This is a genomic window from Salinisphaera shabanensis E1L3A (assembly GCF_000215955.2).
Lineage (GTDB): Bacteria > Pseudomonadota > Gammaproteobacteria > Nevskiales > Salinisphaeraceae > Salinisphaera > Salinisphaera shabanensis.
Window position 1 is genome coordinate 164,659 of sequence record NZ_AFNV02000001.1, and the last position, 25,944, is coordinate 190,602.

Here is a 25,944-nt window from a genome sequence, read left to right on the forward strand (position 1 = left end):
ATCGCCCGTTACCCGATGCCGAGAGCCATGCCATGAATACCCGTGATACCACTCCAAGCCAGACCCTGGATGTCGATGCTGCACTCGCGACACTCGAATCGGCACTGGCGCCGCTGGTCGCCGCCGACCCGGACGCGGTGATGATCGGCATCGAAACCGGTGGCGCGTGGATCGCCGAGCGCTTGCATGCCCATTTCGCCCTGGCCGCGCCGCTGGGCTCGCTCAATATCAGCTTCTACCGCGACGATTTCTCGACTATCGGTCTGCACCCCAGCGTCGGCCCGTCGCGTATCGACGCCGATATCGATGGCAAAACGGTGATTCTGGTCGACGACGTGCTTTATACCGGCCGTACCGTACGCGCCGCGCTCAACGAGCTGTTCGACTACGGCCGCCCTGCTGCGGTCAAACTCGCGGTGCTAGTGGATCGCGGCGCGCGCGAACTGCCCTTTGCGCCCGATGCGGTAGGCATGCAGCTGGATATTGCCGACGGCGAACGCATCAAACTCACCGGCCCCGAGCCGCTGTGTCTTGTCATGCAGTGAGCCCGGCAGCGGCCGACGCAAACGAAGGCGAACACGATCTCGCCACGCTGCTGGGCACGCTTCGCCCCGAGCGCCGGGACGGAGTCTATCGATTCGCCACGCTGGCGAGCACCGACAAGATCGACTTCGAGCGCGTGCTGTGCGCCATGCACGAACCCGAGGGTGTCTCGATAGTCGCGCGCGAATCCGAGCTACCGGCCAATGCAGCGCCCAGCGCGCTGCGCTGCTGCTGGATCACGCTACGGGTACGGTCGTCGCTGGCCGCGGTCGGTCTCACTGCGACCGTAGCCGGTACGCTCGCCCAGGCCGGAATCGCCTGCAACGTGGTTGCCGGCACGCGCCACGACCATCTGTTCGTGCCCCTGGCCGACGCTGACCGGGCGATGGCCTTGCTTGCAGCACTGCAACGCTCATCCGACACCGTCCCTGACCACGGAACCAGCCCATGACCGACAATATTCAGCTCGCCCCGGACGGCGGTTTGCGTCATCTGATTACCACCGAGGGCCTGCCGCGCACGCTGGTCGAACAGATTCTGGATACGGCCGAAACATTTGTGCCCGCGCCCGGCACCTCGCCGAAGAAAGTCCCGCTGCTGCGCGGCAAGACCGTGTTCAACCTGTTCTTCGAGAACTCCACGCGCACGCGCACCACCTTCGAGCTCGCGGCCAAGCGGCTTTCGGCCGACGTCATCAACATGGACGTCGCCCATTCGTCGCGCTCCAAGGGCGAGGACGATCTGGACACGCTCTACACCCTGCAAGCCATGGGTGCCGACATATTCGCCATCCGCCATCCGGAAAACGGCGCCGCCGCACGCTTCGCCGCTCATGCAGCCGACAACGTGGCCATCATCAACGCAGGCGATGGCAGTCATGCCCATCCCACCCAGGCGCTGCTCGACGTGTTCACCATTCGTCGCCATCGGCCGGATTTTGCCAACCTGCGCGTGGCCATCGTGGGCGACGTACGCCACTCGCGCGTGGCCCATTCCACCATCCGTGCGCTGCGCACGCTCGGCACGACCGATATCCGCGTGATCGGGCCCGATCGCTTCCTGCCCGAGAACCCGCAAGCCCTTGGCGTGCAGAGCAGCGACGATATCGCCGCCGGCCTCGCCGGGGCCGACGTGGTCATGGGCCTGCGTATTCAGCGCGAGCGCATCAATGGCGACGCGCTCGAAGGCGTGGCCGACTACCACCAACAATTCGGCCTGACCACGGCCAATCTTGCGCACGCAAAAAGCGATGCCCTGATCATGCACCCCGGCCCCATTAACCGCGGCGTCGAAATCAATGCCGATATTGCCTATGGCAACCAATCGGTGATTCTCGAACAGGTCACCAACGGCATTGCGATTCGCATGGCCGTGATGGCGATTATCGCGGGCAACCGTAACGCGCGCTAAGTCGCACGCTCACCGTGCAACGCGTCTTATCGACGCCACGATAGCGCTCGGCAACCATGCTCAAAGCGTGCGCCACATCGCGATGCCCGGCGAGTCTAGGTTTTCACGAATGACACCCAAGGCCCGTTCGAGTGCCGCGCGATCCGCGGCCGCGCTGATACAGATTCTAACCGCCTGCGGCGCCGGCTCGCTGCCCACGCAGAACGGCTCGGCGGGGGTTACAAGCACACCGCGCTCGGCAAGCGCTTCCACAAACGTATTCGCACGCCGACCGGCGGGCAGCCGAAGCCAGATATAAAAGCCCTCGGCACCGCCACTATAGTCGTAGCCGCCCAAATACGCCTGTACCAGCGCGTGGCGGGCCGCCATTTCCTCGCTTTGCCATGCCAGCAAGCGATCCGCATGACCGCTTTCGATCCAGCGACATACCAGACTGGCGATCAGCGGCGGCGGCATCCAGCTTTGATTACGCAACGCAGCGGCAATTCGAGGTCGTACCGATGCCGGTGCGCGAATCACGCCCGAACGCATGCCGCCGCCCAGGATCTTGGCAACCGAAAACAGGTAGACCGTACGTTCCGGTGCGAGCTGATACAACGGAGTGGCGCGCTCGCCCATGTACTGCACACCGTCTTCGATCAACCAGAAATCGCGTTCGCGCGCGAGGGCAACGAGCGCATGGCGGCGCGACTCGGGCAACGATACCGTGGTCGGGTTGTGATGCTCGGGCATGACGTAAAGTGCGGCAAAGGGCTGGCGTTCGTGACGCATGGCCAGGGCATCGATATCGATGCCCTGCGCGTCATGCTCGATCGCGACGGTGCGGATACCCAGCTGCTGGGCCACGCTGATCAAACCGGGATAGGTCAGCATCTCCGCGGCCAGCCGTTCACCCGGCGCCAGCAACGTCGACAGACTGAGGAAAATGCCGTTCATGCCGCCCTGGTCGATGAGCAGTTCCTCGGCCGCCATGGGCAGACCCAGACGATCCAACCACTGGGCATAGAGGCGCCGATGTCTATCGAGCCCGCCTTCGGGCTGATAATCCATGGCGTGTGCAAGCGCCGGCCGATCGTTCTGTAGCGCGGCCATGGCATGCGCCAGACCGTCGGCGCGCTGCTCGCTTGGTGGCGGCAAGGACAACGACAGGTCGACTTGCTGGGCGTCGCCCGGCGCGCTGACATGGGTAAACGGGTTCGTGGTCGAAGCACACACGTAGGTGCCGCTCCCTACCCGGGCTTCGACCCAGCCCTTGCGTTCCACCTCGGCGTACGCGCGCGTGACCGTGCCGGTGGTCACACCCAGCGCATACGCAAGCCGACGCTGCGGGGGCAGCTTATCGCCCTCGCCCAGCTCACCCGACTCGATCGCAGCCACGATCGCCTCGGCAAGCTGACGGTAGCGCGGGCCCGAGCCTGAAAGCTCTGGAAGCCAGATTGTCATGGTGACAATAAAAACATTGACGGTAGATCGAGAGTTCTTAGAGTACAAAAACCGGTACAAACGAATCGTTCTTATTTTTTTTGTACCCATACAATTAATCAGAAGTCATGCTCGAACGCAATATCCGTCGAAAAAACACATCTATCCCGCGTGGCGAGGTCAGGTCATGATGTCGGCAAGCTGGTTACTCTCGATCACGATGTTCAGCGTGGCGATGTCCGGCACGCCGGGGCCGAACAACATGATGTTGACGGCGTCGGGCGCACGCTATGGCTATCGGCGTACGTTGCCGCATATTGCCGGCATTCTCGGCGGCTGCGTGGTGCTGTTCGTTGCCATCGCGCTGGGGCTCGGCGCCGTGTTCGAGCGCTACGAGAGCGTGCAGTGGGCCTTGCGCCTGGCGGGGAGCGCGTATTTGCTCTATCTGGCCTGGCGCATTGCCACCGCACCGCCACCGAACCTGGATGACGCCCAGGCTGCACGCCCGCTCAATATCTGGGAAGCCGCGGCATTTCAGTTTGCCAACCCCAAGGCCTGGATCATGGGACTGACGCTGACGGCTTCGTTCTTGCCCGCGAACGGCTCGCTGATGCTCAACGCCCTGCTGCTGGCGCTGCTGATGGAAGCGGCTGCCTTTCCCTGTATTTCCTTCTGGGCACTGTTCGGTCGCACGTTGGGCAGCCGCCTGCGCTCGGCCCGCTCCTGGCAGGTGTTCAACGTGCTGATGGGGGCGTTGACCGCCGCCTGCGTGGTGTTGATTTTCAGCGATTAGCAAACTGCCGTTGCGGTGCCAAGGCCGGCGTACAAGACGGCCGCACGCCCGTGAACGGCTGGATCGAAGCTCTTCTAGACGATGGGCGGTTCGCCCGATTCACCGCGGTCGTCGAAATCGTCTGGCTCGTTGTCGGACTGATAGGCCTCGACGCGGCTGGCCAGCTTCTGGGCCCCCTTGACGCGTGCCACGTGGTACAGCGCATCGCCGGCATGGGCCAGCGGCAGATAAGAGCGCCCGATCACGATGCCGGCATGCTCCGAGGTCACCGCGACTTCGGTTTCGCCGAACGGGTCGGCGATATAGGCAAGCGTCTGATCCTTGCTGACATATTCACCCAGCTCGACCAGCGAGCGCAGAATGCCGGACTCGGGCGCGCGCTCCCAGTTCGAGTCGAGCGCGACCACCGACTTGTGCGGGGTTCGCTTGCCGCGTTTGGGCAGCATCCCCAGCTCTCGCATCACGCCGGACACCCCGCGCACGCCGGCACGAATGGAGAACTCGTCAAAACGCAGGGCTTCGCCGGCTTCATAAAGCAGCAGCGGCACGCCTTTTTCGTTGGCGTGTTCGCGCAGCGAACCTTCGCGAAGACCGGCATCGATGAGCAGCGGGCAGCCGAAGGCCTCTGCCAACCGACGTGTTTCGTCGTTGGATAGATCGGCACGAATCTGAGGCAGATTGGCGCGATGAATAGCGCCGGTGTGCAGATCGATGCCGTAATCGGCCTTGGCCAGGATTTCGTCGACGAATACCTTGGCCAAGCGCGAGGCCACCGAGCCTTTGGATGTGCCCGGGAACGAGCGGTTGAGATCACGCCGGTCGGGCAGATAGCGCGAGTGACGCAAAAACCCGTGCACGTTGACGATCGGCACAGCGATCAACGTACCGCGTAGTTGCTTGAGACCGCGCAGCTTGAGCAGACGACGAATGATTTCCACGCCGTTGAGTTCGTCGCCGTGTACGGCCGCAGAAACGAACAGCGTCGGCCCGGGGCGCTTCCCGCGGATGACGTTGACCGGCATGGTGAGTTTGGCATGCGTATACAGATCGGCCACCGGCAGGTCGACGCTTGTACGTGTACCGGGCTCGATGGTCTGGCCGCCGATTTCAAGCGGTTTGAAAGAGCGATGCGCATCGGCGTAAGCAGGTTTTTCGTTGTAATCGTCGCTCATATGCAGTGTCGGTCTCGAATACCAGGAGAAGTGCAAAGAAAAACGGCAGCGCCAAAGACGCTGCCGTTTTCAGTATAGCCGTTTGCTACGCGCCAAAAATCAGCCCCCGCCGCGTGTCCGGGTCTTGCCGCGCTTCGAGTAGGTTTCGATGAAGCCGATGATCTGGCCGGCCACGTCCTTGCCGGTCGCGGTTTCGATACCTTCCAGGCCCGGCGAGGAATTGACTTCCATGACCACCGGCCCGTGATTGGAACGCAGCAGATCCACACCGGCGACATTCAGACCCATGATCTTGGCCGCGCGCACTGCGGTCGAGCGCTCTTCAGGGGTGATCTTGATCACCGAGGCGCTACCGCCGCGATGCAGATTGGAACGGAACTCACCTTCCTTGCCCTGGCGTTTCATGGAGGCCACAACCTTGTCACCAATCACGAAACAACGGATATCCGCGCCCTTGGCTTCCTTGACGAATTCCTGAACCAGAAAATGGGCATCCAGGCCGCGAAAGGCATCGATCACCGATTCCGCCGCGCCACGGGTTTCGGTGAGCACCACGCCCTTGCCCTGCGTGCCTTCGGTGAGCTTGATCACGTACTGATTGCCGCCCACCAGTTCGAGCAGATCGTCGGTGTCGTCAGGCGAGTGGGCAAAGCCGGTCACCGGCAGGCCGATGCCCTTGCGCGAAAGCAGCTGCATGGATCTCAGCTTGTCGCGCGAGCGCGAAATCGCGACCGACTCATTGAGCGGATAGACACCGATCATCTCGAACTGGCGCAGTACGGCCGTCGCGTAGAACGTGATCGATGCGCCGATACGGGGAATGATCGCATCGAAACCTTCCAGCCGCTTGCCCTTGTAATGAATCTCGGGCGCGTGCGGCACGATGTTCATATAGCAGCGCAACGGATCAATGACCGTTACTTCGTGGCCACGTGCCTTGGCGGCCTCCACCATGCGACGCGTGGAATAGAGATTGCGATTACGCGACAGAATTGCGATTTGCATAGCGATCAGGCCTCCGGCGGACGGCCGGTGAGAAAGGAAGCGAGCGGGTCGACTCGAAGAGAACGCATGGCCGTACGACCGAGCAGCATGCGAAACAGCATTGTATCGCGCGCGGTCAACGTAATCTCGATTGGCCATTCACGCTGCGCCAAACGTACCGGCGTTTCTATCACGAATCGCCATTCCTGATGCCCGCCGGAATCGCGCACGCTGCGCTCATCGACCACGGGTGCGTGGCACCAGCTAATGGTGTCGTTGTCGCGCTGAAACGGATGCACGCCGAAGCGCGCGACCTTGGCCCCGTGTTCATGCGCTACATCGAGTTGGAATGTATGCAGCGCCGAGGTTCGGGCGCCGGTATCGATCTTGGCCTTGACCCAGTCGATACCCAATGCCGGCAGGCTCACCCATTCGCGCCAACCGATCACGGCCGGGCTGGCCATGGCGCCTGGGGTTTCAGGCGATGCGCCGCTGTCGGGCGATTGCGAACTCATCCACCGTCCAATTGAAAAAGGAACCGCAATCCTCGCCGCAATGGGGCCGTTCTGGCAAGGCAGAGTCGGCAATCCGGTTGCTACAGATGTTCGAATACCATACGGCTTTGCAGATTCTCGCGCGAATCGGCATAGGCCAGAGCCTGCTCCTGGGTAATCTGCCTCTCGCGCACCAGGGTCAGAAGCGAATCGTCGAAAGTCGCCATGCCTTCGCCGCCATCCCCTTCCGACATCGCTTCGCGCACGGAATCGATACGCCCCTGGCGGATGAGATCGGCGATATAGGGCGTATTGAGCAGGATCTCGAAGGCGGCTACGCGTTTGCCACCCACGCCACGTACCAGCCGCTGCGAGATGATCGCGCGCAGGTTCAGCGACAAGTCCATGAATAGCGCTTCACGCGCGAATTCCGGGAACAGCGCAATCAGGCGTTGCAGCGCCTGATAGGCGTTGTTGCCGTGCAGGGTGGTCAGCGCCAGATGACCGGTGCCGGCAAGCTGAATCGCGGCCTCGGCGGTTGCCAGATCGCGGGTTTCACCAATCTGTACGACATCGGGCGCCTCGCGCATGGCGCTACGCACTGCGCGTGCGAAATCCAGCGTATCGGTGCCCAGCTCGCGCTGGTTCACGATCGAACGCTTGTGGCGATACATGAACTCGATCGGATCCTCGATGGTGAGGATATGGCCGTTCGCGTTCTCGCTGCGATGGTTGATCATCGCAGCCAGCGTGGTCGACTTACCCGAACCGGTCGCGCCCACGACCATGATCAGGCCGCGCTTTTGCATGGACAAGCGCTTGAGAACGGGCGGCATATCGAACGTGTCGAAGTTGGGCACGTTGCCGATATTGCGCAGCACCATCGCCGCAGAGCCACGCTGGCGAAACGCGTTCACACGAAAGCGGCCCTGTAGCCCGAAGCGATAGGCAAAGTCGACTTCATGATCGCGCTCGAAACTGGCCTTCTGCTCTTCGGTCATGATGCTCAGCGCCAATGCCTCGACCCGATCCGGCGTCAATGGCTCGCGCGTTTTACTCTTGACCGGATAAATCTCGCCCTCGACACGGAGCATCACCGGCGCGTGCGTGGTGAAGTACAAATCGGAGGCGTTCTTGTCGATCGCCAGTTGGAGATAAGGCTCGACTGCCTCCGTGGCATTCGCACTATCGTTCGCGCTATCGCTCATGGGGGAACAACCCTTCGTCGTTGGCCTCTTCGTCTTCTTCATCGTCGTGCACGGACAGCGAATTCACGTCGGCGTCGTCGGCAAGATTCTGGCGCGCGCGCTTGCTGTTGAGCTTGATGTTCAGACGCAGTTCGTTCTGCGAATCCGCGTGACGCAATGCCTCGGCGTAATCGATTTCGCCGGATTCGAAGAGTTTGAACAGGCTCTGATCGAAGGTGATCATGCCTTGCTCGTTGCCGCGGCTCATGACTTCCTTGAGCTCGCCGACCTTGCCCTTGAAGATCATGTCGGCGACATGCGGGGTGTTGAGCAGAATCTCCATCGCCGCACAACGCCCGCCGCCTTCCTTGCGCACCAGACGCTGTGAAAGCAGCGCGCGCAGATTCAGCGACAGATCCATGAGCAGCTGTTCGCGCTTGGCTTCGTCGAAGAAGTTGATGATGCGATCGAGCGCCTGGTTCGACGAGTTCGCATGCAGCGTACACAACACCAGGTGACCGGTTTCCGCGAAGTTAATCGCGTACTCCATGGTTTCGCGGGTTCGCACTTCGCCCACCAGAATCACGTTCGGCGCCTGACGCAACGTGTTCTTGAGCGCGTTGTCCCAGGACTGGGTATCCACGCCCACCTCACGCTGGGTCACGATCGATTTCTTGTGCGGGTGCACGAACTCGATCGGGTCCTCGATGGTGATGATATGGCCAGCCGCGTTGTTGTTGCGATGGCCGAGCATGGCTGCCAGCGAGGTCGATTTACCCGAACCGGTCGCGCCGGCCATGATCACCAGGCCGCGCTCGCTCATGACTACGTCCTTGAGCACGGGCGGCAGACCGAGTTCGTCGAAATCCGGGATTTCGGTATTGATCACTCGCATGACCGCGCCAACCCGACCCTGCTGCACGAACGCAGATACACGAAAACGCCCGGAAGGCGGCGCGATCGCGAACTGACATTCCTTGTATTCGTCGAACTCGCGCGCCTGGCGATCGTTCATGATCGAGCGCACGATCAGCGAAGATTGTTCATGTGTAAGCGGGCGATCCATCAACGGCGAAATCTGGCCGTCGTGCTTGATCGCTGGCGGAAAGCCGGCCGTAATGAACAGATCCGAACCGCCTTCGGCAACGAGCCGTTCAAGCAGTACGGTGAGAAGTTTGGTCGCCTGTGCGCGGTCCATGGATATACCCTCAGCTACTGCCCAGCGACTCGCGACTGACGGCCTTGCGGCCGGCTTCATCGCGTGTGACGACACCACGGCGCAACAGATCCTGCAGACACTGATCGAGCGTCTGCATGCCGGCCGACTGCCCGGTCTGGATCGCCGAATACATCTGCGCGATCTTGCCTTCGCGAATGAGATTACGAATGGCCGGCGTGCCCATCATGATTTCGTGGGCGGCCACACGACCACCGGCCTTTTTCTTAAGCAGGGTCTGCGAAATCACGGCCCGTAGCGATTCGGACAGCATCGCGCGCACCATGTCCTTCTCGGCGCCCGGAAAGACGTCGATGATACGGTCGATGGTCTTGGCCGCCGAGGACGTATGCAGGGTGCCAAAGACCAGATGGCCGGTTTCCGCCGCGGTCAGTGCCAGGCGAATGGTTTCCAGGTCGCGCAGCTCGCCGACCAAAATGGTGTCCGGATCTTCACGCAGCGCACTGCGCAGTGCGGCCGCGAAGGAATGGGTATCCCGCTCGACTTCACGCTGGTTGACCAGGCATTTCTGCGAGGCGTGCACGAACTCGATCGGGTCCTCGATGGTCAGGATATGGCCGAGTTCGGTTTCGTTCTTGTGGTTGACCATCGCCGCGAGCGTGGTCGATTTACCCGAGCCAGTCGGCCCGGTGACCAGCACGAGTCCGCGCGGCAGCCCCGATATGTCGCGAAAAACCTTCGGCGCATCCAACTCCTCGAGCGTAAGCACCTCGGATGGAATGGTACGAAATACGGCCGCCGCGCCACGGTTCTGGTTGAACACGTTGACACGAAACCGCGCCAGATTCGGGATCTCGAACGAGAAGTCCGTCTCCAGATGCTCGTCGTAGGCCTTGCGCTGCCGATCATTCATGATGTCGTAGATGAGATCGAACACTTCCTTGTGTTCCAGCGGCGGCAGATTGATGCGCCGCATATCCCCATCGACACGGATCATCGGCGGCAAACCACCCGACAAATGCAGATCCGAGGCATTCTGCTTGACCGAAAAGGCCAGTAACTGGGAAATATCCATATGTCCCCGACGTGCTCCCTGCTAGGCCGGCCGCGTTATCCTAATCCTAACCCAACGCAGCCGAACGAAAACTGTTTCCATGCCGAACGATACAACCCCTTCCATCGCCGACGCGCTCGATAAGGTCCGCAATCGCATTGCCCTGGCCGCCCACGCTGCAAACCGCGATCCGGCGGATATCACGCTTGTCGCGGTATCCAAGACCAAACCCGTCGCACTTGTGCGCGATGCGCTCGATCACGGCCAGCGCGATTTCGGCGAAAACTACCTGCAAGACGCCCTCGCCAAGATCGATGCGCTGACCGAACGCGAACCTCTCTGGCACTTTATCGGCGACATTCAGTCGAACAAGACCCGTGATATCGCATCCAATTTCTCCTGGGCACATGCCATCGACCGTTTCAAGATCGCGCGGCGGCTATCCGACCAGCGCCCAGAAGGCTACGCGCCACTGAATCTGTGTATTCAGGTCAATATCGACGGCGAAGCCAGCAAGTCCGGTATCGCGCCCAGTGACGTGGCCGAACTGGCGGATCAGATCGTCGAACTCGAACACGTCAAACTGCGCGGGCTCATGACCATCCCCGCCCCCAGCACCGACGAAGCCAGCCAGCGCAAACCCTTCGCCGCACTGCGCGAACTCATGCAACGCCTCAACGACCGCGGCCACGACCTCGATACCCTGTCGATGGGCATGAGCGCCGATCTCGAGGCCGCCATCGCTGAAGGCGCGACCCATGTTCGCGTCGGTACCGATATATTCGGCGCGCGCGACGCTTAAAATTCATTTCGACATTCCAGCAGGAAAGCTTTAATGGGCAAACAGGACGATCTCAAGCGAGCCGCGGCCGAAGCCGCCTACGAATACGTCAACGACGGCGAATATCTTGGTGTGGGCACAGGGTCGACGGTCAATCATTTCATTGACGTGCTCGCCGAGCGCAAGCCGTACATCCCTGGCTGCGTTTCCAGCTCCAAAGCCAGCACCGAGCGCCTGCGCACGGCCGGTTTCGATGTGATCGATCTCAACAGCGCCGGCGAACTGGGCGTTTATATCGATGGCGCGGACGAGACCAACGAACATCTGGAACTGATCAAGGGCGGCGGCGGTGCGCTAACCCGCGAAAAGATCATCGCCAGCGCGTCGCGCACGTTCATCTGCATGGTGGATGGTTCCAAGCAGGTGGATCTGCTCGGGCGTTTCCCGTTGCCGGTCGAGGTGATCGAAATGGGCCGCTCAAGCGTGGCCCGTGCGCTGGTCAAACTCGGCGGCGAGCCTGAGCTGCGCAACGGTTTCGTATCCGACAATGGGAATCCGATTCTCGATGTTTACAACCTCGAAATCATGAACCCGATCGAACTCGAGGATACGATCAACGCCATCCCCGGGGTGGTGACCGTGGGTCTGTTCGCGCGTCGCCCGGCCGATGTTCTGATTGTCGCCGCCGAGGGCGGCGTGCAGACGCACAAACGCTAAGACGTCAGCGCGCCTGACGATTTCGGTAACGTCAGGCGCGCCGAAAGACCGCCGAGTTCGGCACGGTCGAGTACCAGTTCTCCTGCGTAGGCCTCGGCCAGGTCGCTGACGATCGCGAGGCCCAACCCGGAACCGGGCACGGCTTCATCGAAACGCTGGCCGGGCCGGATCGCCTGCGCACGCTGTTCCGGTGTCAAGCCCGGGCCGTCGTCGTTAACCCACAACGCGAGCGATTCCGCCTGCGCATCAACGTGCACCTCGACGACCCCGCGTGCCCACTTGCAGGCGTTTTCCATCAGATTGCCAAGCATCTGTTCCAGATCGCGCTGCTCGCCCGCAAAGTAAATATCGTCGGGCGAGTCGATATCGATCACCAGTCCGCTATCACCATAGAGCCGTTGCAAGGTGCGCTGCAGCCGCGCGACGACGTCGGCGACCGCCGTCGCCTGACGGCTGCCTGCCCGTCCGGCAATACGCGTACGCGCAAGATGCCAATCGATATGACGCTGCATCGCGGCCACTTCATGTTGCAGGCGCGCGGCGCGGCGCGTCTCGCCGGCTGTGGCCATACGCGTTGCCTCATTGCCAATGACCGAGAGCGGCGTTTTCAATGCGTGCGCAAGATTGCCGGCCTGGCGGCGCGCGCGCTCGATCAACGTTTCGTTATGTGCGAGCACGCTGTTGAGATCGGACACCAGGGGTGCGACCTCGGCCGGGTAATCGCCCGACAGGCGTGTCGCCCGCGAATTACGAATGGTCGCCAGCTCGCGGCGCAGTTTACCCAACGGCCGTAGGCCCAGACGCACCTGCAGCGCCGCGGCCAGAATCAGGCCTGTCGCCAGCACGCCGAGTGCGATCAGCGTGGTGCGCCGGAACTCGGCTACGGCATCGTTAACCGGCGCGAGACTTGCGGCCACGGTCAATCGTAACGGTTCGGCCACATTCGGTACCGTGATATCGCGCACTACGGCCAATAGCGGCACGCCGCGCGGGCCGGTCAATCGCACCAGCTCGCCGGAAACCTGCGGACCGATCGCAATGGTCGCATCCCAGAGCGAGCGCGAATGCAGGCTCACGACACCGCCGCGCTCGATCTGCCAATAGCGGCCGGAAAGTACGCGCTGATATAGCGGGTCGCTCATGGCAACCGAATGCAGTAGACGTCCCTGCGCATCCACATCGAACTGGGACACAAGTTGGAGAAAATCCGCGTCCAGACGCCGTGCGAGATCGTTTTCCAGGTGGTTTCGAAACAGTACCGATAGCAGCAGCGCGGTCGTCACAAGCGCCAGTACGATCCAGATCGCCGCGCCCACGAACAGGCGCCGTTGTAGCGACGTGCGCGCCACGGTCAGCCGCTTGCGCGGCGCGTGTGCGCATCGAAACGATAGCCAAAGCCACGCACGGTAACGATCGCGTCGTTGTCGAGTTTCTGGCGCAGACGCCGGATAAAAACCTCGATCGTATTCGAATCGCGATCGAAATCCTGTGCATAGATATGCTCGATGAGCTCGCTGCGCGACACCACTTCGTCGGCGTGGTGCATTAGATACGCCAACACCCGGTACTCGTGGCCCGTCAGCTTGACCGGCCGCCCGGCTACCGACACGCGCGCACTGCGCGTGTCCAGACTGACATCCCCCACTTCGAGCACCGGTGAGGCCATGCCGCTCGCGCGACGAATCAGCGCGCGCAACCGGGCCAGCAACTCTTCCATGCGAAAGGGTTTGGCCAGATAGTCGTCGGCACCGGCGTCCATGCCGTCGACCTTTTCATGCCATTCGCCCCGCGCGGTGAGTATCAGCACGGGCACGCTCACGCCCTCGGCGCGCCAGCCGCGCAGTACGCTCAAGCCGTCGAGACGCGGCAACCCCAGGTCAAGCACGATCGCGTCATACGGTTCGGTGGCACCGCGGTAGGCACCGTCCTCGCCGTCGCCAGCGATATCGACAGCGTAACCGGCCTCGGTCAACGCTTCGACAAGCTGTTCGCACAGCGTGGGTTCGTCTTCGACAACCAGCAATCTCATAGGCGATCTATTTCGAATCAGTCAGGCGTACCGGGCGGTACGCATTCGAGCGCGTCCAGGTGCTGCCCCTCGGCTTCAAGCAAACGCAGGTCGGCGGCATCGTATTCCAGTTCGGCGACATCGCCGCGCGGACCGATGAGCTTGATCTCATAGGTCCATTGGCCGTCGTCTTCATCCAGCTCCATTTCCACGAAGCGGCCGCGACACTCGCGCTCGACCTTGTCGAACAGGTGCTGCAGCGGGACGATCTTACCGGCATCGCGCGCACGCCGGGCGCCGTCGGCGTCGACATCATCCGCGCGCAGCGTCGCGCTCGAGCCGATCAGAAAAACGGCAACGCATAAGCAAGACGAAAAAGTAATCAACCAGCGCGACATAGCGCCATTGTCCGTGCCGCGGCGATGAATTGGCGATGAACACACTATTCACAACGTATTCGTCCGGCCACGACCACAATCGGCACCGAACTCAACCCAAGGAGGACACATGTCCCACTTCAACAGCCGTATCGCTACCCTCGCCCTGGCCACCGCACTGACCGTCGGCCCGGCCGTCGCCTTCGCACAGAACGACGTCAGCACGGGCGCCGACGCCAACATGAAGTCCATCGCGGATGTCGTGCAGATGCTCGAAAGCCAGGACTACACCCAGATCGACGAAATCGATCGCGATATGGACCGCTATGATGTCGAGGCCACCGACCCGGCCGGCCAGCGCGTCGAGCTCACGATCGACGCCAACAGCGGCGAGATTCTGCGCAGCGAACGCGACGACGACTGATCGTCCCACGATCGGTTTATAAACCGGTCCGCCGCATAGCGGCATCGAAGCCCGTCTGTTTCCAGGCGGGCTTTTTTTGCATCATCCGGGCCGGTAGAAACAGCGCGGCTGGCTGTTTAATGGTCGCACGGCGACATCGACACGCGGATATCGGTAAGCGTACCCGTGCAGTAAAAACATCCTGCCCAGCCGTGGATTTAAGCTCCAGAGTTCTGGATCAACCGGGCGTAAGTGCTGTGAGACTCGCGACTCGAACCTACGCAGTTCGGCATTAACTGCGCGGGCGAATTTAGGTTCGGGGTTTCGCACTGTTGAGCGACGCGAGTTCCGGTCGCATCTCCTCGTCGCGAGCATCGAAGTGCACCGGCGCAAGCCGGCGCTGTGGCGGGTGTCTTTTCCTTTGCCCCCTTCGTTTGCACAAGCAAACGAAAGGGGGGTCGCGCTGCAGCGCGAAACCAAAGGTCAGCCGAACTCGCGAGCGCGCAAAGACTCGCAGCTCAATTTACGAGCATCCCAACCCGCCGATATTAAGAGTTCAAGCTCAAGACAAGCCGCCCGAAAACACACCACTGCACAATACAACGTTAGAATCCGCCTCCTTTCCCAACGCCGCTATCCTAGTGACGAACGAAAACACCGAACTCATCCCATCGGCGCCACTGGCGTGGTTGATGGCCGTGGCCTGCGGGCTGTCAGTCGCCAATATCTACTACGCCCAGCCACTGCTCGACCTGCTCACCCGCAGTTTCGATATCTCCTCGGCGGGCGCAACCACAATCATCACCGTGACCCAACTCGGCTACGCTGCGGGGCTGGTGTTCATCGTTCCGGTCGGCGATTTCTTCAACCGCCGTCGCCTGATAGGCGTTGTGTGCCTGATTACCGCACTGGCGCTCGCCGCCGCAGCGCTGTCGCCGGCATTCGGCTATTTCGTGCTCGCCAGTTTCGTGGTCGGCCTGTCGGCCACAACGGCGCAGATCATGGTGCCGATGGCGGCGACACTGGCCGCACCGGCACAGCGTGGCGCGGTTGTTGGGCGCGTAATGAGTGGTCTATTGATCGGGATTCTGCTGGCGCGCGCCTTTTCCGGGATCGTGGCTGATATCGCCGGCTGGCGCGCCGTATTCGGTTGTGCTGCTGTTGCGATGCTCGCCCAGACCGTTCTTCTTTGGCGGGTGTTGCCTAACAACGGCCCACCGGCAAATGCCATGCGCTATGGTCAGGTACTGCGTTCGGTGGGCGCGCTACTCGTCGACGAGCCGTTGCTGCGCCGGCGCATCGTCTACGGCGCCTTTGGCTTTGCCGGGTTCACGATCACCTGGACCGTGCTGCCTTTCCTGCTCGCAGGCGCCCCCTATAACTACAGCGAAACCACCATCGGCCTGTTCAGCCTGTTCGGCGCGGCCGGCGCGCTGGGCGCTTCGCTGGCCGGTCGTTTTCACGATGCGGGCCACGGGCGTTGGGCAACCGGCGGTTTTCTGTTGCTTGCCTGTGCGTCCTTCGTATTCATGGACTTCAACGCGCACAGCCTGACCGCGATTATCATCGGCCTGCTGCTCATGGATCTGGGCGTTCAAGGCGTACAGATTCTCAACCAGAGCACGATCTATACATTGCGTCCCGATGCACGCAGCCGTATTACCACGGCTTATATGGGCTGTTTCTTTCTATTCGGCGCGCTGGGCTCTCTAGTGGCCGGCATAGCATACGAGGCCGGCGGCTGGCCGGGCGCGCTTGCCGTGGCGGCCGTACTTGAAGGTTGTGCCCTGGCGTTCTGGTGCACCGAAGCGCGCAGCCCGCGCAGCGCAGCCACCGAGCGTTGAGCACGTCACAACAGCATGGGTGCTGAGGTTCCGGCGCATTGCTCGTACAGCTGTCAGACTCTAGCCTTGCCTATTCCGTTACAGGCCGTGACCCGATTATGAGCGATTCGATTACCGTCCACGCCGAATGCTTTGGCGAGCTTGCGTCCTTGATGGGGGCCGATACAGTCGCCATTCAATTCGATGCGCCGTTTACGCCTGCACGGCTAATCACTAGCGCCCAAGAGCAGCATCCAGGCGCCGCCGATCTGCTCTCGCGCACCGCCTGCGCGCGCGGCGATACGCTGCTGGCCGCCGATACGCCGCTGGGCGACGGCGATACGATCGCACTGATCCCACCGGTATCCGGCGGCCAGCCGAATACGCGCCCTCATCTCACCGCCGAGCGCTTGGATCTCGACGCCCTCCTGGCCGAAACAGAAGACGATAGCTGCGGCGCGCTGGTCGTCTTTGGCGGCACTGTGCGTCTGACCAATGCGGGGAGACAAGTCGAATCCATGGACTATTCGGCCTATGGGCCGCTCGCGTCCAAGACGCTGGCCGATATCCAGGCCGAGGCGGTCGAGAAATTCGATGCCCATGCCTGTCGGATTCAGCACCGCACCGGTCGTCTCGGCCTGGGCGAAGTCAGCGTCTATGTGGTGGTTCGCGCGGTGCATCGCGACGCCGCCTTCGAGGCCGCCCGCTATGCGCTCGAAGAACTCAAGGCGCGCGTGGCGGTATGGAAGAACGAATACTATGCCGATGGCAGCAGTGCCTATCTCGAAGGCACGGAAGTGCCCCGCCCCGAACGCCCCCGCGGCGCAGACGACGCACGCGAACCAGGACCGCAATCATGAAAGATGTCGGCATGAAGCCCGAGACACTGCGCTCGGCCACCGCCACCACGAGTTTTTATGCCCCTGGTCATTGCCTGGCACGGATCGCGGAGCGCGATACCGAAAAAGGCGACCCGCAGGCCAGCGCGCGTATCGCCGGCATTCTTGCCGCCAAGCGCACCGATGAGCTGCTGCCGCTGTGTCACCCCTTGCCTATCCATGCCGCCGAGGTGCATTTCACGGTCGAAGCCGAACGCGTCCTCATCGAAGCCGAAGTGCATACGATCGGCCCGACTGGGGTGGAAATGGAAGCGCTTACGGCAGCAAGCATGGCCGCACTCACGCTCTACGATATGCTCAAGCCTTATGCCGAGCCAGAAGAGCTGGCCATCGGCGACACCCGTCTGCTCGACAAGACAGGCGGCAAGAGCCATTTCAAGCGCACGCTCAAAAAGCCGTTGTCGGCCTGTGTGCTGATGGTGTCCGACCCGGTGGCCGACGGCCACAAACCGGATACCGCCGGCCGTAAGGTGGCCGAGGGTCTGGAGAAAGCCGGCTTCGAGCCGCTGAACTACCAGGCTCTACCCGACGATGAAGCCCGTGTAGGCGAAGCGCTCGACACGGCGATCGCCAGCGGTACGCACTTGATCATCACCGTCGGTGGCACCGGCATCGGGCCGAAAGATCGGGTGGTGGAAACGGTCGAACCGCTTTTGACTACGCCCATGCCGGGTCTGATGGAAGCCGCGCGCGCTTTCGGCCAGCGGCGCACGCCCTATGCCGTGTTATCGCGCGGCGTTTCCGGGTTTGCGAACAATTCGTTGGCGCTGACGTTTCCGGGCAGCCGTACGGGGGCACAAGAGACACTCGCAGCACTCTTGCCGAGCATTGTGCACGTGCTGGAAATCCACCAGCGTTTTGCCAGTCACGCCGGCTGAACCCGACGAACCGCCGGGCACGCGCGGTGCCCGGCGATTGATAGCTCACGTGTTATCCAATCTGTTTTACCCGATCAGGCTTCGGGCTCCATCGGAACCCAGCTCAATGCCCCGGTGCCGGCATTCTTGTCCATTTTGCAGACATACGGCTTTTCATTCATTTTGACCACCGCGCCAGCACTGTAGATATCGCTTCGCTGAAGACAGACTTTGTCGAGCGGCAGATCGGACGCTTTGGCTGCATCCGCCGATTTCGAGCTCATCGTCTCCGACTGCTGCGCAAGCACCGGTGCCGACACCGATGCTGCGAGCAGGACCGCACCCGTAAAAAAGAACCCTTTCTTCATTATTTTCTCCGTGAGAAGACAGGCGTCTTGAATCTAGCAGAAAGTTCGCACTAGATACTGCCCAGCCGCTCCCACGCCTGTTCGGCCAGGGCAAGACTCTTGATCACGGCATGAATCGTCTGCCCCGGGGCCAGTGCAAGCGCCTCGGCCGAACGCTGTGTGATGCGCGCTTCGAGCGCCTGTTCGCCCACCTGCATATGAACATTCACGGCATAGTCGCCGTCGGCGACCAGACTCTCGATACGTGCTTCGAGCACGTTCAAGGCACTGATATCGGTCGGACGCTGGCGTGCGAGCATGACGTCGCGTGCGCGCACATGCAGCGTGATTGCAGCCCCGGCCGGGTGGGCCACATGGGGCACGTACAACGACTGCGCGCCACAGGTTAGCTCCGAGAGACCGTGCTCGGGCAGATGCGTGACCACCTCGCCGCGTAGCAGCACACCGGCATCCCGTGCCTGTTCGGCGCCCAGCAGTGAAGGCCGCGCCAGAAACTCTGCGGTCGGTCCGCTGAATGTCACACGCCCATCGCGGACTGCAACCACTCGGCGGTTGGCCAGGCGCAGCAGTTCGTCGAGCTGATGGCTCACGAATACGATCGGCAGCTCGGACTGTGCGCTCAGCCGTTCGATATACGGCAGCACTTCCTGGCGCCGGGCGACATCCAGCGATGCCAGCGGTTCGTCGAGCAGCAGTACTGCGGGATTCGACAACAGCGCCCGCCCGATTGCGACACGCTGCTGTTCACCGCCCGATAGTCCGGTAACACGACGATCGAGCAACGGGCCGATGTCGAGCATGTCGACCACTTGCTCGAAGCGCGCACGACCCGGTTTTTCGCGGGCGAACCAGGCGCCATAGCCGAGGTTGTGGCGCACGTTCAGGTGCGCGAACAGGCGCGCGCGCTGAAACACGTAACCGATACGGCGCTTGTGCGCCGGCACCTGCAAACGCCGAGCGCTGTCGAACACACAGCGCCCGGCCAGCTCGATCCGGCCTCGGTCCGGTCGCACCAGACCGGCGATGATACGCAGCAGGCTGCTCTTGCCGGCGCCCGACGGCCCGAACAGGCCGGTTACACGTGCATCGCTATCGAAAGCACATTCGAGCGTGAAGTCACCCTGACGGTGTGTGATATCGATAGAGAGCACTACGCCGCCGCCTGTAGTCGCTTGACCCGGCGCGCGATCAGTTCGGAGGCGACCAGCGCGGCCAGCGACACCGCGATCGATACGAGAATGAGCTGTGCGGCCCGGCTCTCGCCGCCGGGCACCTGGATGAACGTATAGATCGCGATCGGCAGCGTGCGTGTCTCGCCCGGAATGTTCGAGGCAAAGGTAATCGTTGCGCCGAATTCCCCGAGCGCACGGGCGAATGCGAGCACCAATCCCGCGATCACGCCCGGCAACGCAAGCGGCAGTGTCACGGTTAGCGCCACCCACATGGGCGAAGCGCCAAGGGTGGCCGCTGCAGATTCCACCCGGCTATCGATGGCTTCCAGCGACAGGCGAATCGGTCGCACGAGCAGAGGAAAACCCATGATCGCACCGGCAAGAGCCGCACCGGTCCACTTGAAGGCGAACACGAGGCCGAAGGTATCCGCCAGCCAGCCGCCCACGACACTGTTACGCCCAAGCCCCACGAGTAGCAGATAACCGGTTACCACCGGCGGCATGACCAACGGCAGATGCACGAGCGCATCGACCACCATCTTGCCGCGCCAACGTGAGCGCGCCAGAAACCAGGCGACCGCCAATGCCAACGGCAGGCTGATCACGACCGCGGTCGTCGCAACCCACAGGCTTAGCGATAGAACCTCCAGCGTGGTGGTATCGAACATTGGCGCGCTTCAGTCGGTTGCGACGACTTCAAAACCCCAGCGTGCAAAAATTTCGGCGGCCTTGTCTGTACGCATGAACGCCAACAGGTTCTCGGCTGCAGGATTATCGATACCGTCGAGAAGTGCCGCGGGATAGACGATCGGGTCGTGGCTGTCGTTGGCGAATTTCGCCACCACGCGCACGTTCTTCTCGGCGACCGCGTCGCTGGCATAGACCACGCCCAGCGGCGCCTCGCCGCGAGCCACCAGCGCGAGCGCCGCGCGCACGTCCTCCGCCTGGGCGATATGGCCTTGCAGAGATTGCCAGAGACCCAGCGTCTGCAATGCCTGCCGACCATAAACTCCGGCCGGCACCGCGTCGGTGTTGGCCATGGCCAGATACCCCTGCTCGCCGAGCACGGATCGTATATCCGTAGCGCGATTCAGCTCCAGCGCGGTATCGCTATCGCGGGGCGCAACCAGCACGAGTGCGTTGCGCAGCAGATCGAACCGCGAAGCGGGCTGGATATCACCGCCGTCTTCCAGACGATCCATCCAGCTCTGATTGGCCGAAACATACAGATCGGCCGGCGCGCCCTGCTCGATCTGGCGAGCGAGCGTGGAGCTGCCCGCATAACTCACACGAACATCCGTATCGTGATCCTGCGCGTATACGTCCACTACGCCGTCCATCGCATTCTTCAGACTGGCCGCAGCAAAAACCAGAATATGATCATTCTTGGCAAACGCACTGGCAGGCAACGCCGCGAGCACGATCGACAACAATAGACCGAGAACGGTTTTATGCAGCCGGCGGTTCGATTTCATGAGACCTCTCTTCGGGGCTGAGCTCATCGATAGAGCGCTGCTCGGCAATGTGTGTTACCGCCCATCAAATCTCGTATCCTATTTCGGTACAACTATTTCCACACGGCCGAAGATATACAGCCTCGATATCTTGTCGCTGCGTGTAATTGCGGATGTCGCGGCGCCAACAGCATCGCTAGTATCCGGGCAGTCGCTGCGTAAAGGCGCTGGCGCTGTTCAGTCGCCGTTCGAAAAATCGTCTATACGCTGCTTTCCCAGACACTCATTTTCAGTCCGGGAAAGGACATCAAAAGGAGTTGCATTATGCGTTCCATCAAGAATTTTACCCCGTCTGTACTCACCGCGCTTGTGGTCGCCGGCGTTGTCACGCTAACGCCTGCCGCGTTCGCTGCGGGAACGAGCGGTAGCACGGGCGCCAGCACATCGGGTAGCGCGGATAGCAGCATCGCCACTGAAGCGGGCATGAGCAGCGACAGCGACATGGCCGTCGAAAGCGGCGTATCCAGCGATACCAGCACGAGCGGCCAGAGCGGCGCAGGCGACGATAGCTACGGCAGCACCGAGGGCCAGCAGAGCAGCGAGGACTACAACGCCGATCAGTCTAACGAAGGCACCTTGTCGAACGACAACGGCATGCAGGGCCAGGGCTCGATGTCCAATGACAGCTCGATGGGCAGCCAGGATACGATGTCCGGCGGCAACACCATGGGCGACGGCAACAGCGTCGGCGGCGAAACCGGCATGAGCCAGAGCGGCACGACCAGTGCGGACGAGCTTAACCAGCAGGACGATTCGAACATGTAATCGACCGGCTCGATGATCGATCGCGATCATTCCTGCAAAGGGCAGCCACGGGCTGCCCTTTTTTATGGCCGTGATAACGAGGCAAACGCCGATGCCGGTCGTGCCAATGCAACCGAATTGCCGATCATTACGTTGAGTATTAGATAGCGTCCGTATTGAACATCTATCCGGATTGCTACACGCAGCACTCGCTGCGGCGCCGCACGATCATTAAAACCATCGCGGCGTTATCGTTAACGAGGAGATAGAAGATGACCCAATTCTCGAACCGCGCTATCCGCTGGACCGGCGTACTGCTTTTCGCCTGTTCGCTGGGCTGGACCGCCAACGCGCTCGCCGCGGAAGACGACACCATGGCCCACGACAACGGCGCCATGTCACATGACAGTGAAATGAATCACGACCCGGCCATGAGCGACGACAACATGGCAGCCAACCCGGGCGCAGACGGCCCCCAGGGCGATTCCACCTACCAGAACCAGCTCGATCCGGCGCATGACAAGTCACACGACGACATGAGCCACGATACCGATATGGAAGCCGATGAAACGCATCACCAGGGCGATGACAGCGATATGTAGGGTCGCCCGCCTTATCTGTCTCGCATCTACCGACCCCACTCGGCAGATGCGTTTCGCTATCGAGCGCTCGGGAATGAAGATCTCAACAGGCACTACAAACACGCAGATCGTACGACGCCACAGCCTGTTCACCCGGCTCTGGCACTGGATTACGGTGGCCTGCCTGATCGTGCTCATGATGAGTGGCCTGCAGATTTTCAACGCGCATCCGGCGCTCTATTGGGGCCAGGACTCGAATTTCAGCGCCCCGGCATTGGAAATTACAGCGCGCCGCGGCGATGACGGCGCACCGCAAGGCATCGTGCGTATCGGCGATCATGTGTTCGATACCACTGGCGCCCTGGGTTTGTCACGTCGCGATGGCAGACTCGAACAGCGCGCCTTTCCTGCATGGTCGACCCTGCCCGGCCCACAGTGGCTGGCCATGGGCCGCTATTGGCATTTTGCCGCCGCCTGGCTGTTTGCGCCGTTGCTGATCCTTTATTTGATCTACACGCCGGCGCGCCGCGAGCGCCGCCGGCAGATTTGGCCTAGCATCGCGCAGTGGCAGGCCCTGCCAAGAACCATAGCGGAGCACGCTCGCTTCAGATTCGACCAGAGCCGCGATTACAACGGTCTGCAGAAGCTGACTTATCTGGTCGTACTGTTCGCCCTGCTGCCGCTGATGGTGCTGACCGGGCTGACCATGTCGCCGACCATGAACGCCGCCTGGCCATGGTTACTGGATATCTTCGGTGGCCGCCAAAGTGCGCGCACGCTGCATTTCATCGTGGCGTTTTCGCTGCTCGTCTTCTTCTTTGTGCACACGGCACTCGTGCTGGTTTCCGGTGTATTCAACAATCTGCGCTCGATGGTCACCGGTGGCTATCGCATAGACAAGGCCGCCTCGGACACTTCGGCCGATCGCCATGCCTGATTCGAAACTGATCCTTCCCGATCGCAGGCGCCGTCAGCTTCTCACCGGTCTCGGCGCGCTCGGCGCCAGCGCTGCACTGACCGGCTGCGACAACCTTTCGCGCAACGAAACCGTGCAGAACGTACTCGGCGCGACCGACCGCCTTACGCGCGCTGCACAACGACTCGTGGCCTCGCGCCAATCGCTGGCTCGCGAATACAGCCCGGCAGATATTGCCGATACCTTCCGCCCCAATGGCACGACCAACCCGGACAACGACGCTTACCAGCGTCTGGCGGCCAACCGTTTTGCCGACTGGCGCCTGCATGTTGATGGCCTGGTGCGTCGCCCGGGCGATTTCTCGCTGGATGCGTTACGTGCCCTGCCTTCGCGTACACAGATCACCCGCCACGATTGTGTCGAAGGCTGGAGCTGTATCGGGCAGTGGACCGGCGTGCCGCTTGGCGACGTGCTTGACCGCGTACGCCCCACCGACAACGCTCGATTCGTGGTGTTTCACTGCGCTGACAATATCTACGGCGGACCGGTCAAATATTATGAAAGCCTGGATATGGTCGAGGCTTATCATCCGCAAACACTGCTCGCCTACGCTTTGAACGGTGCCCCACTCCCAGTCGCCAACGGCGCACCGCTGCGGCTACGCGCCGAGCGCCAGCTTGGCTACAAGATGGCGAAATACGTAATGCGTATCGAACTGGTCGACAGTTTTGCTTCGATTCAGGGCGGCAATGGCGGCTACTGGGAAGACCGCGGCTATGAATGGTGGGCGGGCATCTAGCTTTTTTCGGGTTCGATCGCGGCGATAAAGCGCGTATTGCGGCTGGCCGGTTGTATGCTGAAGCGACACGGCGCGCCTGCATTCGTTCGCTGTACTGTGGTGTAATTCAGCTGCGTCGATGCGGGGGGCGGCAATCGCTTGAACGGCGTTTGCATCGCCGCGGGTCCGACGACGAAACGAGACAACCGATGCACTCCGACGAAAACCCGCTCCGTGTGCTGATCATTCTTGCCCATCCGCGCCGGGATTCACTTTGCGGCGCCTTGGCTACGGCCTATCGCGATGGCGCACAAAACACCGGCGTCGAGTTACGCTCGCTCGTACTCAGCGAGCTGGAATTCGCGCGCGATGTCAGTACCGATTCCCCCGAAAACCAGACACTGGAACCCGATCTGCTTGCTGCGCGCGATGATCTGGTCTGGGCCGATCACCTGGTGTTCGTGTATCCGACGTGGTGGGGCACCATGCCCGCACTGCTCAAGAGCTTTCTCGACCGGGTGGTGATGCCGGGCCTGGCGTTCCGATTCTATGGCCCGGGGGCCGCCGATTGGGAAGGTCTATGGCGCGGCAAATCGGCCCAACTGATTACCACGATGGATACGCCGCCGCCGGTTTATAGATGGCTGTTCAAAGCGCCCGGCCACAATGCCATGGCCCGAGCCACGTTGGGTTTTTGCGGCGTGCGTCCAACAAAAATCCTGTGTTTCGGCCCGGTACGCACCTCCACCCCCGATAAGCGCGCACGCTGGCTGGAAAAAGCGCGCCGGGCGGGCTTTGCGCTGCGTACCGGCGTACAGTCGCCTGTATCGCGTGGCTGGCACCGCATCAAGCCCTGGCTGACGGCACTGCGGCTACAGTTCTATCCCATGAGCTGGGCGGCTTATAGCCTGGGGGCCGTCGCCACCCGTTCAGCGCTGGATTGGAGCATATTCATGTGGGGGCTCGTATGCGTTGCCCTGCTGGAAGCGGCCACCGTATTCAGCAACGAACGCCTGGATCTGGCCACCGACCGTGCCAATGCAAACTACGGCCCGTTCACGGGTGGTTCACGCGTCGCCGTGGAGGGCGCGATCCGCCCCTCTCAACTACGTTTTGCCACGGGTCTCCTGCTCATCGGCGTACTGGGCGCAGGCGTGGCGACGTTGACCCTGGCGCCCGCGCCTTTGATCACAGCGCTATGGCTGCTGATTGCGGTCATCACCACGCTCGGCTACACCATGGCTCCACTCAAACTCAGCTATCGCAGCCTGGGCGAAATCGACGTCGCCTTCACGCATAGCGCGCTGGTAATTGTCCTTGGTGGACTACTACAAGGCGGGGCCGTATTCGAGCCAATCCTGTGGCTGCTCTCGGCACCGCTCGCACTGGCAATCCTGTGTTCGATCATTCTTGCCGGCGTGCCGGATCGCGCCGCGGATGCCAGTGTAGGCAAGCATACGTTGGCAGAGCGCTTTGGCAGTATGACGGCTTTCAAGCTTTCCGCGGCGAGCGTTATAGCGTCAGCGACGATAGCCGTCGTTTTCGAACGGCTGCAATGGGCGAACGACGCCTTCGACGGGATACGCTGGTTCGTCTTGCCACATGCAGCACTCGGCCTGGGCCTGTTGTGGTGGTACGGACACAAGCCGAGGCAACGTCTTTGCCGTATCGACGGCCTGCTCATCGCCATGCTGACCTATATGCTGTGGTTCGTACTCATTCCCTGGATCAATCTCGCGTAAACGTGGATCACGCGAGCAACGTACGAGA

The 25,944-nt window shown here is 61.7% G+C and carries 29 protein-coding genes; 15 read left to right on the forward strand and 14 right to left on the reverse strand.

What is annotated here, in order from left to right; all coding sequences use genetic code 11:
* The first annotated feature begins 32 nt into the window (after positions 1 to 32).
* From pyrR to SSPSH_RS00770, 3 genes are read left to right on the forward strand one after another with little or no spacing between them, the layout of a single operon-like run.
* Positions 33 to 545 (forward strand): bifunctional pyr operon transcriptional regulator/uracil phosphoribosyltransferase PyrR, encoded by a 513-nt coding sequence (pyrR, locus tag SSPSH_RS00760; protein WP_006913268.1) that lies wholly within the window; start codon positions 33 to 35, stop codon positions 543 to 545.
* Positions 527 to 994 (forward strand): ACT domain-containing protein, encoded by a 468-nt coding sequence (locus SSPSH_RS00765; RefSeq protein WP_021031254.1) that lies wholly within the window; start codon positions 527 to 529, stop codon positions 992 to 994. Before pyrR ends, SSPSH_RS00765 begins: the two co-directional genes overlap by 19 nt.
* Positions 991 to 1,953, forward strand: coding sequence for an aspartate carbamoyltransferase catalytic subunit (locus SSPSH_RS00770; RefSeq protein WP_006913266.1), 963 nt, complete (start codon positions 991 to 993; stop codon positions 1,951 to 1,953). Before SSPSH_RS00765 ends, SSPSH_RS00770 begins: the two co-directional genes overlap by 4 nt.
* Before the next feature lie 60 nt (positions 1,954 to 2,013).
* Here SSPSH_RS00770 and SSPSH_RS00775 read toward each other — a convergent pair whose 3' ends face one another.
* On the reverse strand, positions 2,014 to 3,396 hold the full coding sequence (locus SSPSH_RS00775) for an aminotransferase-like domain-containing protein (protein WP_006913265.1): 1,383 nt from the start codon (positions 3,394 to 3,396) through the stop codon (positions 2,014 to 2,016).
* 169 nt (positions 3,397 to 3,565) lie between these two features.
* Between SSPSH_RS00775 and SSPSH_RS00780 the strand changes: the two genes are divergently transcribed.
* Positions 3,566 to 4,168 (forward strand): LysE family translocator, encoded by a 603-nt coding sequence (locus SSPSH_RS00780; protein WP_420852592.1) that lies wholly within the window; start codon positions 3,566 to 3,568, stop codon positions 4,166 to 4,168.
* 74 nt (positions 4,169 to 4,242) lie between these two features.
* On the opposite strand, the gene SSPSH_RS00785 is transcribed toward SSPSH_RS00780, so the two are convergent.
* The 6 genes from SSPSH_RS00785 to SSPSH_RS00810 all read right to left on the reverse strand — a co-directional run bounded on the left by SSPSH_RS00785 (position 4,243) and on the right by SSPSH_RS00810 (position 10,257).
* On the reverse strand, positions 4,243 to 5,340 hold the full coding sequence (locus tag SSPSH_RS00785) for a succinylglutamate desuccinylase/aspartoacylase family protein (protein ID WP_006913263.1): 1,098 nt from the start codon (positions 5,338 to 5,340) through the stop codon (positions 4,243 to 4,245).
* 99 nt (positions 5,341 to 5,439) lie between these two features.
* Positions 5,440 to 6,345, reverse strand: a complete 906-nt coding sequence (rimK, locus tag SSPSH_RS00790) for a 30S ribosomal protein S6--L-glutamate ligase (RefSeq protein ID WP_006913262.1) — start codon at positions 6,343 to 6,345, stop codon at positions 5,440 to 5,442.
* Positions 6,346 to 6,350: 5 nt separating this feature from the next.
* Positions 6,351 to 6,839 carry an ATP-dependent zinc protease family protein gene (locus tag SSPSH_RS00795; protein ID WP_021031257.1) on the reverse strand — a complete coding sequence of 163 codons (489 nt, stop codon included), beginning with the start codon at positions 6,837 to 6,839 and terminating at the stop codon, positions 6,351 to 6,353.
* Positions 6,840 to 6,919: 80 nt separating this feature from the next.
* Complete coding sequence (locus SSPSH_RS00800; RefSeq protein ID WP_006913260.1) at positions 6,920 to 8,026, reverse strand: PilT/PilU family type 4a pilus ATPase; 1,107 nt, start codon at positions 8,024 to 8,026, stop codon at positions 6,920 to 6,922.
* Complete coding sequence (locus SSPSH_RS00805; protein WP_006913259.1) at positions 8,016 to 9,203, reverse strand: PilT/PilU family type 4a pilus ATPase; 1,188 nt, start codon at positions 9,201 to 9,203, stop codon at positions 8,016 to 8,018. The genes SSPSH_RS00800 and SSPSH_RS00805 overlap by 11 nt, the downstream gene beginning before the upstream one ends.
* A gap of 10 nt (positions 9,204 to 9,213) precedes the next feature.
* The gene (locus SSPSH_RS00810; RefSeq protein WP_006913258.1) at positions 9,214 to 10,257 is read right to left on the reverse strand and encodes a type IV pilus twitching motility protein PilT; all 1,044 of its coding nucleotides are present in this window, start codon (positions 10,255 to 10,257) and stop codon (positions 9,214 to 9,216) included.
* Positions 10,258 to 10,336: 79 nt separating this feature from the next.
* Here SSPSH_RS00810 and SSPSH_RS00815 point away from each other — a divergent pair, with 79 nt between their 5' ends.
* Together SSPSH_RS00815 and rpiA are read left to right on the forward strand one after the other, a co-directional pair.
* Positions 10,337 to 11,038: a YggS family pyridoxal phosphate-dependent enzyme gene (locus SSPSH_RS00815; RefSeq protein ID WP_006913257.1), complete on the forward strand. Its 702-nt coding sequence runs from the start codon at positions 10,337 to 10,339 to the stop codon at positions 11,036 to 11,038.
* 33 nt (positions 11,039 to 11,071) lie between these two features.
* Positions 11,072 to 11,734, forward strand: a complete 663-nt coding sequence (gene rpiA / locus SSPSH_RS00820; RefSeq protein WP_006913256.1) for a ribose-5-phosphate isomerase RpiA — start codon at positions 11,072 to 11,074, stop codon at positions 11,732 to 11,734.
* Here the strand turns inward: rpiA and SSPSH_RS00825 are convergent.
* Genes SSPSH_RS00825 through SSPSH_RS00835 form a run of 3 tightly spaced genes read right to left on the reverse strand, consistent with a single transcriptional unit; the run spans position 11,731 to position 14,140 of the window.
* Positions 11,731 to 13,083 (reverse strand): sensor histidine kinase, encoded by a 1,353-nt coding sequence (locus SSPSH_RS00825; RefSeq protein ID WP_006913255.1) that lies wholly within the window; start codon positions 13,081 to 13,083, stop codon positions 11,731 to 11,733. The two genes, rpiA and SSPSH_RS00825, sit on opposite strands and share 4 nt — an antisense overlap.
* Before the next feature lie 2 nt (positions 13,084 to 13,085).
* Positions 13,086 to 13,763 carry a response regulator transcription factor gene (locus tag SSPSH_RS00830; protein WP_006913254.1) on the reverse strand — a complete coding sequence of 226 codons (678 nt, stop codon included), beginning with the start codon at positions 13,761 to 13,763 and terminating at the stop codon, positions 13,086 to 13,088.
* A 17-nt stretch (positions 13,764 to 13,780) separates the two neighbouring features.
* On the reverse strand, positions 13,781 to 14,140 hold the full coding sequence (locus SSPSH_RS00835; protein ID WP_006913253.1) for a PepSY domain-containing protein: 360 nt from the start codon (positions 14,138 to 14,140) through the stop codon (positions 13,781 to 13,783).
* A gap of 109 nt (positions 14,141 to 14,249) precedes the next feature.
* Between SSPSH_RS00835 and SSPSH_RS00840 the strand changes: the two genes are divergently transcribed.
* The 4 genes from SSPSH_RS00840 (at position 14,250) to moaCB (ending at position 18,122) form a co-directional block, all read left to right on the forward strand.
* Positions 14,250 to 14,543, forward strand: coding sequence for a PepSY domain-containing protein (locus tag SSPSH_RS00840; protein ID WP_006913252.1), 294 nt, complete (start codon positions 14,250 to 14,252; stop codon positions 14,541 to 14,543).
* A 620-nt stretch (positions 14,544 to 15,163) separates the two neighbouring features.
* Positions 15,164 to 16,366 carry an MFS transporter gene (locus SSPSH_RS00845; RefSeq protein ID WP_006913251.1) on the forward strand — a complete coding sequence of 401 codons (1,203 nt, stop codon included), beginning with the start codon at positions 15,164 to 15,166 and terminating at the stop codon, positions 16,364 to 16,366.
* A 98-nt stretch (positions 16,367 to 16,464) separates the two neighbouring features.
* Positions 16,465 to 17,205, forward strand: a complete 741-nt coding sequence (locus SSPSH_RS00850; RefSeq protein ID WP_006913250.1) for a molybdenum cofactor biosynthesis protein — start codon at positions 16,465 to 16,467, stop codon at positions 17,203 to 17,205.
* Positions 17,202 to 18,122, forward strand: a complete 921-nt coding sequence (moaCB, locus tag SSPSH_RS00855) for a bifunctional molybdenum cofactor biosynthesis protein MoaC/MoaB (protein ID WP_006913249.1) — start codon at positions 17,202 to 17,204, stop codon at positions 18,120 to 18,122. The genes SSPSH_RS00850 and moaCB overlap by 4 nt, the downstream gene beginning before the upstream one ends.
* A 74-nt stretch (positions 18,123 to 18,196) precedes the next feature.
* Here the strand turns inward: moaCB and SSPSH_RS00860 are convergent, their stop codons facing one another.
* The 4 genes from SSPSH_RS00860 to modA are packed head-to-tail and all read right to left on the reverse strand — an operon-like array spanning position 18,197 to position 21,116.
* Entirely contained in the window at positions 18,197 to 18,469 is a 273-nt protein-coding gene (locus SSPSH_RS00860) for a DUF1496 domain-containing protein (RefSeq protein WP_006913248.1), read from the reverse strand.
* Positions 18,470 to 18,519: 50 nt separating this feature from the next.
* Complete coding sequence (gene modC / locus SSPSH_RS00865; RefSeq protein WP_006913247.1) at positions 18,520 to 19,620, reverse strand: molybdenum ABC transporter ATP-binding protein; 1,101 nt, start codon at positions 19,618 to 19,620, stop codon at positions 18,520 to 18,522.
* A complete protein-coding gene (modB, locus tag SSPSH_RS00870) occupies positions 19,620 to 20,309 on the reverse strand; it encodes a molybdate ABC transporter permease subunit (RefSeq protein WP_006913246.1) in 690 nt (229 codons plus the stop codon). Before modB ends, modC begins: the two co-directional genes overlap by 1 nt.
* Positions 20,310 to 20,318: 9 nt before the next feature.
* Positions 20,319 to 21,116, reverse strand: a complete 798-nt coding sequence (modA, locus tag SSPSH_RS00875) for a molybdate ABC transporter substrate-binding protein (protein WP_006913245.1) — start codon at positions 21,114 to 21,116, stop codon at positions 20,319 to 20,321.
* A 303-nt stretch (positions 21,117 to 21,419) separates the two neighbouring features.
* On the opposite strand from modA, the gene SSPSH_RS00885 reads away from it, so the two are divergent.
* The 5 genes from SSPSH_RS00885 (at position 21,420) to SSPSH_RS00905 (ending at position 25,916) form a co-directional block, all read left to right on the forward strand.
* Positions 21,420 to 21,920: a hypothetical protein gene (locus tag SSPSH_RS00885; protein ID WP_006913244.1), complete on the forward strand. Its 501-nt coding sequence runs from the start codon at positions 21,420 to 21,422 to the stop codon at positions 21,918 to 21,920.
* A 251-nt stretch (positions 21,921 to 22,171) separates the two neighbouring features.
* Positions 22,172 to 22,501 carry a hypothetical protein gene (locus SSPSH_RS00890; RefSeq protein WP_006913242.1) on the forward strand — a complete coding sequence of 110 codons (330 nt, stop codon included), beginning with the start codon at positions 22,172 to 22,174 and terminating at the stop codon, positions 22,499 to 22,501.
* 73 nt (positions 22,502 to 22,574) lie between these two features.
* A complete protein-coding gene (locus SSPSH_RS00895) occupies positions 22,575 to 23,417 on the forward strand; it encodes a cytochrome b/b6 domain-containing protein (protein WP_006913241.1) in 843 nt (280 codons plus the stop codon).
* Positions 23,410 to 24,195 carry a molybdopterin-binding protein gene (locus SSPSH_RS00900; RefSeq protein WP_006913240.1) on the forward strand — a complete coding sequence of 262 codons (786 nt, stop codon included), beginning with the start codon at positions 23,410 to 23,412 and terminating at the stop codon, positions 24,193 to 24,195. Before SSPSH_RS00895 ends, SSPSH_RS00900 begins: the two co-directional genes overlap by 8 nt.
* Positions 24,196 to 24,383: 188 nt before the next feature.
* Positions 24,384 to 25,916, forward strand: coding sequence for an NAD(P)H-dependent oxidoreductase (locus SSPSH_RS00905; protein WP_021031260.1), 1,533 nt, complete (start codon positions 24,384 to 24,386; stop codon positions 25,914 to 25,916).
* The last annotated feature ends 28 nt before the right edge of the window (positions 25,917 to 25,944 follow it).